Below are 11873 nucleotides of genomic sequence, written 5' to 3'. Positions count from 1 at the left end.
GAAAACTTATGAATAAAGCTGGTTAAGATAATTCATCCGTATAAAATTTATTATTTAGGTCGGATGGAACTCGCATGCAACAACTTATACATGTTCTCTTGTGGCAATCATTGCCATGCTCGTTTCTACAATCCCGCGCCTGCCGCAGCTCCGCAGCTTATTCTATTCATAAAATCATTCTGCTACCGGTCTTCCACCGCTCCGCGGTTAATTTCTATCACCTACTCGCCTAATCACCTAATCGCCTATTAACCTATTGACCTACGGACCTACTGCCCTAATACCCCAATTCCCTGCCTTGCGCCCTATTCACTTTAGGCCATCCTACCTTTCTACCCTTCCGCCCTTCCACCATTACTCCCTGTCCTCTGCTTTATTGCCTCCGTGATTTGTTATAGCCGTCGATGGCCTTTTTGACCGAGCCATAGCGGATGAGCAGGTCCTGGGCAGTTTCCTGGTCCAGACTTAGCTCTTCCATGAGCATGTGAGTGCCACGATTGATGAGTTTTCGGTTGTTGAGCTGCATATTAACCATCTTGTTTCCCTTCACTTTTCCAAGTTTGATCATCAGGGTAGTCGTGATCATGTTAAGGATCATTTTCTGGGCAGTACCGGCCTTGAGACGTGTACTTCCGGTAATGAATTCCGGCCCCACTATTGCCTCGATGGGAAATTCGGCAACCCTGGCAATGTCGGAATCCGGGTTGCAGGTGATACAACCTGTAAGGATGCCGTTTTTTCTGGCTTTGCGTATCCCGCCGATGACATAAGGTGTCGTTCCTGAAGCAGCAATACCAATTACTGTATCGAGTTTGCTGATGTTGTATTTTTTCAATTCTTCCCATGCCATGTGAGGATCGTCTTCTGCATCTTCAACAGCTTTTCTGAGAGCAACGTCGCCCCCTGCTATGAGCCCGATGACTAATGTATCGGGGACCCCGAAAGTAGGCGGTAATTCCGAAGCATCGAGTACCCCGAGACGTCCACTGGTTCCTGCCCCAAGATAGAAAAGCCGTCCTCCCTGCTTCATCCTGTCTATGATGCGGACTATTAGTTGCTCAATTTGAGGAAGTGCTTCCTTTACTGCGATATGCACTTTGGCGTCCTCTTCATTGATACTCCGTATGAGATCGGCTACTTCCATTTTCTCAAGGTCTTTGAATCTCGACGGTGACTCGGTAATGCTAAGCGTGAATTTGTTCTTATCAGACATTGTATTGTTGTTTATTAAAATCAAAAATTGTATTCTTTGGCATTATTGCCGGGCGTGATAATCCATCAGTCCGGGCATCGGGTCTTTAATGATCTTTCCGGGGGTGAGGTTTCTGGATTTCAGACTTTCTTTCAATATCTTATCAAAGTAAAAGGCAATACTTCCGGTGAAATGTACCGGCAGGGATTGGGCTTTTTTATATTGTAAAACATTTCGTACCAGGAATTCATCAAAAGCATCCCTGACCAGTGCATAGAGAGAGGGATGTGAGATGTGATCGGAGATAAATTTGGTAAAGCCGGCCGCATACCGGTTTGGGAAAGGTTGCTTGTATATGTGATCCAGAATTTCGGCAGCATTGGTTTTAAAAGTGTCAAAGAACAGCTGGGTTATATCCTTTGGAAGTTGATTTTTTAGGATATCTGACAACAACTTTTTTCCTATTACTGCGCCGCTGCCTTCATCTCCGAGGATGAATCCCAGGGGAGATACATTTTCTATAATACGTGTGCCATCATAATGGCATGAATTGGAGCCGGTACCCAAAATACATGCAATTCCTTCGTTATCCGCGCAAAGCGCATGCGCAGCAGCCATCAGGTCGCTTTCCACTTCGAGGTGACCGGTTTCAAAAAACCGGTCCAGTGCATTGCGGGCTGTTTTGTTGATCTCGGGGTTGGCACAACCCGCGCTGTAAAAGAAGATTGAATCAAACTTGCGCCGTTTGTCATTAAATTCTTCCTTCAATGTGCTGATTATGGTATCTTCGTCCTGATAATACGGGTTGATCCCCCTGGTCTGGATAAATTTTTTTTCTCCATTCCCCTTGTCGAGAAGACACCATGTGGTTTTTGTTGATCCACTGTCGGCAATGAGTATCATACTGCGAAAGTTGTATTATATATTTCACTTTTGAATGGCAAAGGTACTAAAAAATGTTTAGTTTTTCATATCATATAAGATGTATTACAAATTTTTGTTTCTTTAAAAATTGTTTCTAATTTTGAACTCCGATTAAAGATGTAATTTACGAATAAATAATTGCTAAAGGGGAAAAATGTCTGTTTCTCAGTGATTTTGGGAGTATTGTTGAATTGTTTTTTTTATTATTTGAACCGCTGGAAAAACGGGAGATAAATCCCTTTAGAATGTGTCAAATGTTAAATTTTAACCTGATCTGTTCATTAATTTTCGTTATGATTATTGTAATACGAATTTCATTAACAGATCGCGGTAGTCTCTTTTTAAAAAATCAGGCATGCGAATTGGCTTAGCTTATAAAGTATTGTTGATGTTCTTTGTTTTCTTTCCGGGAATAGAAAACATTGCTTTCTCACAATTGAACCCAAAGGAAAAAAGATGGGCCGAAAAGGTGATGGAGGACATTTCTCCTTCGTCCGAATTGTTCAGAGGATGGAACTATCTTGGTCGGATGGAAGTTGATTCTGTTGCCGTTGACCAGGATAATAAGCGTGCGGAGATTTACCTCTCTCCGCATGTTGTCAGAATCCCGGTAAGGCATGTCTGGCTTGATCACTTAAAGTATAACATACATAACAATCTGCGAAGGCGTTTCAGAGATTACAGCATTGAACTTTATTGCGAGGGGCGTCCCCTGGAAGATTATATCCCGGTATATTATTATAATGGTATCCCCGACTCGTTGCGGCTGAAATCACCCTCTCTTCGTCAGCCTCTGGCAGAGAATATTTCGGAACCGGATTTTCCGGAAGGCCTGAGCAATAATAACATTGCTTTGTGGGCCAGTCATGGTTATTATTACGAGGCCGAACTCGACCGATGGGAATGGCAACGTGCCCGTTTGTTCGGAACGGTCGAAGATATTTATCCTTTTACATTTACGAGGAATTTTCTTGTCCCGATGCTGGAAGATGCCGGAGCTACTGTTTTTCTTTCCCGTGAACGTGATACTCAGGTGAATGAAGTGATTGTTGATAATAATCGCTCTACGGGTAACAGTGAATTGGTAGTGAACGATGGAAACGGTCAATGGATTGAAAGCGACCGAACGGGGTTTGCTCCAAAGGATACACTCTTTCCCGGGGAAAATCCTTTTGCGTCGGGCTCTTACCTGAAAATGGAGGTATCACCCGAGGCAGGCGGGACGTTGAAATATGTTCCCGAAATTCCTGAAAAAGGCGAATATGCCGTTTATATTTCCTGGGGAAAAGAAGAAAATGCACTGACCAATGTTCCCTGTATTGTGAATCATTCGGGCGGGGAGACCCGTTTTTCTTTGAATCAACAGATGGGATACGCCACCTGGGTTTACCTGGGTACATTCCATTTTCAGGCCGGAAAGAATCCCGGTCAGGGTTCTGTAACAATCGTTACGCCCAAAAACTCCACAGGTGTGGTTTCAGCCGATGCGGTTCGTTTCGGGGGTGGCATGGGCAATGTAGCCCGTCGTCCTTCCGGAGCTTATATTCCGAGGCAGTGGTCGCTGAAAGACGGGCAAACCCATTCTCACCGGCTTGAGCGTAAAGACTCCATAAAATATACATACAAATTGAGCGGCAAGCCTCGCTGGATGGAAGCCGGACGATACCAGCTTCAGTACGCGGGAATGCCCGACTCTATTGTTTATAGTCTTAACGACAATAAGAACGACTACAACGATGATTACCAATCACGTGGCGAATGGGTCAACTATTTGATGGGGCGTCCCAATGGTCCTACAGGTGCAAGGGATGTGGAGGGTTTGAATATTCCTGTTGATCTGGCTTTCGCTTTTCATACCGATGCAGGCACTACACCAGGCGACTCTGTTATTGGCACCCTCGGAATATACAGTAGTGAACGCGATGACGGATTGTTTCCGGATGGCACTTCTAAACTAGCCAGCCGCGATCTGACCGATATGATTCAGTCGCAAATTGTATCCGATGTCAGGCTGAGTTTTAAAGATGAGTGGACCAGACGTGCCATGTGGGACAGACAATATTCTGAGGCCTGGCGACCTAATGTTCCCACCATGTTGCTGGAACTCTTGTCGCATCAGAATCCGGCCGATATGAAATACGGTCTTGACCCGCGTTTTCAGTTTACCGTTGCCAGAGCCATCTATAAGGGGATGGCACGTTTTCTGGCAGCACGCGAGGGCCGGCGGGTGATTATAAAACCGCTTCCGCCCGATAATATGGCACTGGAAATTGTGGATGGAAAAAAAGTAAAAATCAGCTGGAGTCCGGTCAAAGACCCGCTGGAGCCTTCGGCTGTACCAACCGGATACAAAGTTTACCAAAGAATTAATGATAACGGCTTTGATAATGGCATTTATACCACCGATACATCCCTGGTGATAGAGCTGGACGAATATGAAACCATTTACAGTTTTAAAGTAAGAGCTTTGAATGAAGGTGGTCAGAGCTTCCCCGGCGAAATCCTTGCGGTTTCTTTAAACCGGAATTCCACTGATCCGGTGCTCATTGTTAATGCTTTCGACAGGGTGGCACCTCCTGCTTTTACCGATGGTAATGTAACCGGTGTTGCATGGTGGAAAGACGAAGGTGTGCCCTGGCACAGGGATATGAGTCATGTTGGCCGGCAATACGACTACGACCGCTCTTCTCCATGGCTCGACGACGACAGCCCCGGCAATGGTGCCAGCTATGCCGATATGGAAGGGAAAATTATTCCCGGAAATAATTTTGATTTTGTTTTTTGTCACGGGCAAGCCATCCGGGATGCCGGTTATTCTTTCGTTTCTGTGAGCGATGAGGTGTTCGCGAAAAAGAACTTTAATGTTGCTCCTTATTTTGCTGTCGATTTGATCTATGGGGAAGAAAGAGGTACTCCGGCTTTGTTTAACCGGCGGCATAAAGATTACCGGGTTTTAACCTCCGGGGTTCAGGAGAATCTGAAAAGATTTGTATCCGAAGGCGGTAACGTTCTGATTTCCGGTGCTTACATCGGTACCGACGCGGTAGAAAACAACGATACTCTGGCCATCGATTTTGCCAAAAAGTATCTCCATTACCGCTGGATGACCAATCATGCCGACAATACAGGTGAACTGATGGTGACAGACAAAGCCTCAGCTTTTTTCATGCCGTCTCTCAGCTATAATGCCGGTTATCATCCTCATATTTATAGGGTGGAAGCACCTGATGGCATTGAACCCGCAGGTGATGGTGCCTTCCGGATATTCAGGTACACCGCCGGTAAAGTAAGTGCCGGTGTGGCTTATTCGGGAAGCTACCGGAGCGTTGCACTGGGGTTTCCGTTTGAAGCGGTGTCCGACCACAAAGAACGAAACAAATTGATGAAGGATATATTGAATTTTTTTCAGAACAATTAATTCACAACAGATTGTTATACGGGCAACCGGCTGGTCGGTCGATTGGTCCTTTTCAGTGTTCGTAAGGACTCCCCGACATTTTGATTTGTAACAAAAAACAACCAGATTATATGAGCAAAATTGCATGTTTTTTACCGGTGGCCGAAAAGGCCGATCTGAAACAAACCATTAATGAACTGAAGGCTTCTGATGAGGTTTCGGAAATTAATGTAATGGTAACTCCCGAAAACCGTGAAGTTGTTCTGCCTGAAGGGGTGAAGCCTCTTGAAGTACCTGCTCTTAATTCGACTGCCATGGTAAGGGAGATTGCAAACCGCAGCCATAGTGCTGACTTCATTTTATTGTACACCAAATCGTTACCACTGAAGCTTGGCGCTTTTTCGGTTGCACGCATGGTTCAGGCAGCTGAATATACCCGGGCGGGGATGGTTTATTCCGACTATTATGCGCTGAAAGAGGGGAAAATGACCAATCATCCCGTGATTGATTATCAGGATGGGAGTTTACGTGATGATTTCAATTTCGGCTCTCTTCTTCTTCTTTCTGCTCCGGCGGTTAAGGAAGCAGTCGGAAGGATGAACGAAGAATTCAGTTTTGCCGGTCTTTATGACCTGCGGCTGAAAATATCCCAAAATCATAAACTCTTCCGTTTGCCGGAATTTTTGTATACCGAAATGGAAACCGATACCCGCCGTTCCGGTGAAAAAATTTTTGATTACGTGGACCCCAAAAACAGGGAAGTTCAGTTAGAGATGGAGAAAGCCTGTACACTGCACCTGAAAGATATTGGCGGATACCTTGAACCTCGATTTAAAGCGGTGAAATTCGAAGAAGCCGATTTTCCGGTCGAGGCATCGGTGGTTATTCCTGTACGAAACAGGGCGAAAACCATTGAGGACGCGGTGCGATCTGTTTTCAGTCAGAAAGCTTCCTTCAGCTTCAATTTAATTATTGTGGATAACCATTCAGATGACGGGACTACTGATATCCTTAAAAAGCTCGCCGGAGAGGACGATCGTTTGATACATCTGATCCCGGAACGCAAAGATCTTGGTATTGGCGGGTGCTGGAACATGGCCATTATGCACGAATCGTGCGGTAAATTTGCCATCCAGCTCGATAGTGATGACCTTTATGCCGATGATAAAGTAATACAAACCATTGTGGATGCTTTTTATGAGCAAAACTGCGCAATGGTGATCGGGTCTTACCAAATGGTTAACTTCAAGCTGGAAGAGATACCTCCCGGACTTATCGACCATAAGGAATGGACGCCGGAAAACGGACGTAACAATGCGCTACGAATTAACGGACTGGGAGCACCCCGGGCTTTTTATACACCCGTATTGCGGAAGATAAGAGTGCCAAATGTAAGCTATGGAGAAGATTATGCAGTGGGGCTGGCAGTGTCGCGCGATTATCAGATTGGACGAATATATAAACCGCTTTACATGTGTCGGCGCTGGGAGGATAATTCCGATGCATCACTTGATATTGTAAAGATGAATAATCACAATTTCTATAAAGACAGAGTGAGAACAATGGAGTTGTGGGCACGAATTGAAAAAAACCAAAAACGATCATGATCAACCAAATAACTGAAAACAAGGTGTTAAAGGAAAAGGTAAATGAATTGATTGATGATCAGCTTGCTAACTGGCCGTTGGCCCGTGACAATTATGCCGGTCTGAAGGAGGTGAAAACCCGTACGTTGCACATGAGTCCTTCAACAGAAATGCGGGTTCAGTTCAATCCGGGACGTATCCGCTCCTCGGCGGCTAAAGTGGATCCAAAATCGATCAAAGAGCGGAAATGTTTTTTATGTTCCGGAAATTTGCCTGCCGAACAAAAAGGGGTTGATGTTGGGGATTATAAAATTCTGGTTAATCCTTACCCTATCTTTTCGAGGCATCTGACTATCCCTCACAGGGAGCATATTGACCAGCGAATTGAAGGACGTCTCGCAGATATGTTGATGATTGCCCGTGAACTTCCAGGCTTTGTGCTGTTTTACAATGGTCCGCGATGCGGAGCCAGTGCACCCGATCACTTTCATTTTCAGGCCGGCAATAAAGGGTTCCTTCCCATTGAAGAGGAATATCGTTTGCATCCCGGGAAATCGTTGCTTTTAGACAGAAAAGAAATTAAAGTACACAGCGTAGAGAATTATTACAGAAAGACGCTTGTCCTTGAAAGCAACAATGAAAAATTGCTTGAAAACTGGTTTTCGAGAGTTTTCCGATTTTTGGGGAAACTTCAAAAATACGAACAGGAACCTATGTTGAACATTCTTTGCTCATGGGAACATAATTTCTGGAGGGTTATTGTTTTCCCGCGCAGAGAACATCGTCCCCGTCAGTTTTATGCCAAAGGAGCAGAACAGGTATTGTTAAGTCCGGCATCGGTCGATTTTGGAGGTGTACTGATCACCCCACGGGAAGAGGACTTTGAAAAACTGAATAAGGATTTAGTCGCCGATATTTTCCATCAGGTTACGCTGGATGAGGATTCGTGGCATCTGGTGAAACTTATTTTTAATACCTGAAGACAGGGAGCATAGGGCAGAGAGCATGGAGAAGAGAGCACGTCGGGTGGATCAGGCGGCATTGAGCATATAACCTCCTGAGAATATTAGTTCGGGCTAAAAGCCCGACCTGGTTGAACTTAACGGTAACGCCTTGAGAAAAGAGAGACAAAAGTTGGTTTTCGCCCTGTAAGGGCAGGTGAGGATGGGGCCGAAACTTGTGGTATGCAGCATGGATCGGGAAATTCCCTTTCAGTGGCCTTTGGCCCTTGACGTGAAACAGTTTTAAAGTTAAATGGATTATCATGAAAAATTTACAACCAAATATTGAAGTTGGGGTATTGTTTGCCCCCGAATTTTCGTTTCAGCTCGAAGGCCCGTTCCGCTTAAGGGCTTCCGGTGAAATATATGAAGGCAAAGGTCATGCTTCTTACCACAACGGAGCGTTCAGAATTTTGATCAATAATCGCGAGATCAGTGCAGAACTTCCTGTTGAACTGGAACCTGTTGATTACGAAAAGAGCAGTTTCGAACTGAAGGATGTGGTCATAGGCATTAATTTCCATTGGGAGCGTAAAGAAGATCAGCGTTTTAAGGGAACATTGCGTATCATCAGAGAAGAAGGGCATCTTACAGCCGTTAATCGCCTGCCTTTGGAAGATTATCTGGTGAGTGTCATTTCTTCCGAGATGAGTGCAACTTCGTCGCCTCAATTGCTTAGAGCCCATGCTGTTATATCACGCAGTTGGCTGATAGCACAGAAAGAGAAGGAACAAAAACTGAAAGAGACCGGCAACTACGAAACTGTTATGGAGAGTCCCGGCGAGCGAATAAAATGGTACGACCGTGAAGACCATCTTAACTTTGATGTGTGTGCCGATGATCATTGTCAACGCTATCAGGGAATTACACGGGCGTCGACCAAAGAAGTGGAGGCGGCTATTGCCGATACTTTTGGTGAAGTGCTGGTTTACAATAACACGATATGTGATGCACGGTTTTCCAAGGCCTGTGGTGGTATTTCCGAATTGTTCGAAAATGTTTGGGAACCGGTAAATCATCCATATCTTACAAAAGTGATTGACAATGATGTGCCTCCTGAAGGTTACAAACTTGATTTGAAGGATGAAGAAGCTGCCCGTGCGTGGATTACCGGTAATCCGGCCGCGTTCTGTAATACCCATGACAAAGAAGTGCTTTCGCAGGTGTTGAACGATTACGACCAGGAAACCGCCGATTTTTACAGGTGGAAGGTGACGCTTACCCAGGAAAAGGTGAGGGAATTACTGAAGAAGAAAGTGAATCTTGACCTCGGAGAAATTCTGGACATGGTGCCTATTGAACGGGGTGAATCGGGACGCCTTATCCGTCTTAAAATTGTCGGAACAGAAGGAGAATTAACCATTGGTAAAGAGCTTGAGATACGTAAAGCTCTTTCGGAATCTCACTTGTACAGCTCTGCCTTTATCGTTGAGAAGGAAGGAGAAGAAGGGCGCGTCCCGTCGTCATTCACACTCATCGGAGCCGGCTGGGGACATGGTGTTGGTCTCTGTCAGATTGGAGCCGCCGTTATGGGTGCTAAAGGTTATTCCTACCAGGAAATATTGAAGCATTATTTCAGAGGTGCTCAACTGGAAAAACGTTATTAATTCCACCTGATATGCAAAATAAAAGGTTGATTTTGAGGAAACAGAAGGGCTGAACGGCGCATTGTTATTGATACATCCGGGCGTACATCCCGACAGAAAGGATAAATTTTATAACCACCTTGCTGAAATAATTGACGAGCTTCGCAATCGTGGTTATTGTTTTGAGAAATTATAAAAGATGCCTGAAGTCCAACATCTAAAATCTAATCGTCTAATAATCTGATATATGGGTTCAAAAAACCGTTCACCCTGGAGTTGGGTTCCGACACTGTACTTTGCACAAGGCATTCCGTACGTCATAGTGATGACCGTTTCGGTTATTATGTATAAGCGGCTTGGAATATCCAATGCCGATATCGCGCTTTATACCAGTTGGCTTTATTTGCCATGGGTCATAAAGCCACTTTGGAGTCCTGTAGTCGATCTGTTAAAGACCAAACGTTGGTGGATCATAATGATGCAAATGTTAGTAGGTGCCGGTCTGGCAGGCGTGGCTTTTACCATTCCTGTGCCCGATTTTTTTCAGTATACTCTGGCATTTTTCTGGTTGCTGGCTTTCAGTTCGGCCACACATGATATCGCTGCCGACGGCTTTTATATGCTGGCACTCGACGAACACAAACAAGCTTACTTTATTGGTATCAGGAGCACTTTTTATCGTGTGGCTATGATCACCGGTCAGGGATTGCTCATTATTCTGGCAGGCTTTTTCGAAACTTACACCGGTCTTGATCCTGTTGAATTTAATGTTCATGCACGTCCCGATCTTCCTGCACAAATAGAGATTCCCGAATTCGAAAAGTCAGTGGAATCTGACGAAATGGCCTTTGTGCTAACAAATGATGAGATTCATATTTCGACTCAAAAGGCCTCTCCCGAAACAATCGACAGTATTAAACAATGGGCTGTGAATCAGAACCTGAAAAACGGGTTCGTAATTCCGGAAGCAAAGAAAAAGACAAAAGCGGAGACCGGATGGTTTGCAACCCACGTATCAGGACCTTTGAAAGAAAAGCTGAGAGGAGCCTTTGGTCGCGATGAGGTGGTAGAAGCATCACTCCGGCCCGGAAATATCGGGCTTGTCGGAGTCCGTCTGACCAGGTCGCCTGAGGATGATGAGGAAGTCGCTCTGAATACGGGAATCAGAAGAGGCGATGAGAGTATTAAGCTGATAGAGGGGGAGCGCATTGTTGTGGATAAATCCAACTGGCAGAAGACAGCCTGGATCGTTATTCAGCTCGACCCGAAACTGGAAGAGCATTCTTCGGCCTGGTATGAAGGCCGGTCGGGTAATATTCCGCTGGCCTGGACGATCACCTTCTTCATTTTGGCCGGTTTGTTTTTCGTTTTCTTTGTCTATCACCGGTTCATTTTGCCGCGCCCCGACTCTGATAAGGCAGTGACTCAGGGAGAAGGAGAGAATATGTTTACAGAGTTCTTCGCTACTTTTAAATCCTTTTTCGTGAAAGAAAATATAGGCCCGGCACTGGCATTCTTGCTGTTGTTCAGGCTTGGGGAGTCACAGATAGTGAAGCTGGCCTCGCCATTTATGCTGGATGCCCGTGAAATAGGAGGCCTGGGACTTACAACAGGCGATGTTGGACTGATTTACGGGACAATAGGCATTCTTGCATTGACGCTGGGCGGAATTTTAGGTGGTTTGGTAGCATCTAAGCAAGGTCTTAAATACTGGATTTGGCCCATGGCTTTTGCAATGAATATTCCCAATGTAGTATTTGTATATCTCTCGTATGCTACCCCGCAAAGTATGTGGCTCATTTCAGGATCGGTAGCTCTTGAACAGTTTGGCTACGGATTTGGGTTTACCGCATATATGCTGTATATGATTTACTTTGCTGCCGGCAGCCACAAAACAGCTCATTATGCCATTTGTACAGGGCTGATGGCCCTGGGAATGATGATCCCCGGTATGATCTCGGGGTGGATTCAGGAAATTGTAGGCTACCAGAATTTCTTTATCTGGGTGGTGATTTGTACCATCCCGGGGTTTATTATTATTAAGTTTCTGAAGATCGATCCTACTTTCGGCATTAAGAAAAAAAATGTAGACCAATAGAGATTAAGGCTGAGGTTAAGGTTGAGGCTGAGGTTAAGGTTGAGGCTGAGGTTAAGGTTAAGGTTGAGGTTGAGAGGCAACACAGATTA

The 11873-nt window shown here is 45.1% G+C and carries 7 protein-coding genes; 5 read left to right on the top strand and 2 right to left on the bottom strand.

Translation table 11 applies throughout. The features are described from left to right. Positions 1 to 373: 373 nt before the first annotated feature. Together murQ and OQ5_RS0101525 are read right to left on the bottom strand one after the other, a co-directional pair. Positions 374 to 1213 (bottom strand): N-acetylmuramic acid 6-phosphate etherase, encoded by an 840-nt coding sequence (gene murQ / locus OQ5_RS0101530; protein ID WP_016775797.1) that lies wholly within the window; start codon positions 1211 to 1213, stop codon positions 374 to 376. A 42-nt stretch (positions 1214 to 1255) separates the two neighbouring features. Then, positions 1256 to 2095, bottom strand: a complete 840-nt coding sequence (locus OQ5_RS0101525) for a BadF/BadG/BcrA/BcrD ATPase family protein (RefSeq protein WP_016775796.1) — start codon at positions 2093 to 2095, stop codon at positions 1256 to 1258. 376 nt (positions 2096 to 2471) lie between these two features. Here OQ5_RS0101525 and OQ5_RS0101520 point away from each other — a divergent pair, with 376 nt between their 5' ends. From OQ5_RS0101520 to OQ5_RS0101500, 5 genes are all read left to right on the top strand, one after another. Further along, positions 2472 to 5534, top strand: a complete 3063-nt coding sequence (locus tag OQ5_RS0101520) for a golvesin C-terminal-like domain-containing protein (protein ID WP_016775795.1) — start codon at positions 2472 to 2474, stop codon at positions 5532 to 5534. 110 nt (positions 5535 to 5644) lie between these two features. Beyond that, complete coding sequence (locus OQ5_RS0101515; RefSeq protein WP_016775794.1) at positions 5645 to 7120, top strand: glycosyltransferase family 2 protein; 1476 nt, start codon at positions 5645 to 5647, stop codon at positions 7118 to 7120. Next, positions 7117 to 8079, top strand: a complete 963-nt coding sequence (locus tag OQ5_RS0101510; RefSeq protein WP_016775793.1) for a DUF4922 domain-containing protein — start codon at positions 7117 to 7119, stop codon at positions 8077 to 8079. Before OQ5_RS0101515 ends, OQ5_RS0101510 begins: the two co-directional genes overlap by 4 nt. A 284-nt stretch (positions 8080 to 8363) precedes the next feature. Beyond that, a complete protein-coding gene (locus OQ5_RS0101505) occupies positions 8364 to 9707 on the top strand; it encodes a SpoIID/LytB domain-containing protein (RefSeq protein ID WP_016775792.1) in 1344 nt (447 codons plus the stop codon). A 226-nt stretch (positions 9708 to 9933) separates the two neighbouring features. Then, entirely contained in the window at positions 9934 to 11784 is a 1851-nt protein-coding gene (locus OQ5_RS0101500; RefSeq protein WP_016775791.1) for an MFS transporter, read from the top strand. Positions 11785 to 11873 lie beyond the last annotated feature (89 nt).

Source organism: Anaerophaga thermohalophila str. Valhall, assembly GCF_000250735.1.
In the GTDB taxonomy this organism is placed as follows: Bacteria; Bacteroidota; Bacteroidia; order Bacteroidales; family Marinilabiliaceae; genus Anaerophaga; species Anaerophaga thermohalophila_A.
This window is presented reverse-complemented; position numbering and strand designations above follow the sequence as displayed.

Coding starts and splice junctions, on each gene's coding strand:
- murQ (WP_016775797.1), bottom strand. CDS start 1,213: ATGTCTGATAAGAACAAATTCACGCTTAGCATTACCGAGTCACCGTCG.
- OQ5_RS0101525 (WP_016775796.1), bottom strand. CDS start 2,095: ATGATACTCATTGCCGACAGTGGATCAACAAAAACCACATGGTGTCTT.
- OQ5_RS0101520 (WP_016775795.1), top strand. CDS start 2,472: ATGCGAATTGGCTTAGCTTATAAAGTATTGTTGATGTTCTTTGTTTTC.
- OQ5_RS0101515 (WP_016775794.1), top strand. CDS start 5,645: ATGAGCAAAATTGCATGTTTTTTACCGGTGGCCGAAAAGGCCGATCTG.
- OQ5_RS0101510 (WP_016775793.1), top strand. CDS start 7,117: ATGATCAACCAAATAACTGAAAACAAGGTGTTAAAGGAAAAGGTAAAT.
- OQ5_RS0101505 (WP_016775792.1), top strand. CDS start 8,364: ATGAAAAATTTACAACCAAATATTGAAGTTGGGGTATTGTTTGCCCCC.
- OQ5_RS0101500 (WP_016775791.1), top strand. CDS start 9,934: ATGGGTTCAAAAAACCGTTCACCCTGGAGTTGGGTTCCGACACTGTAC.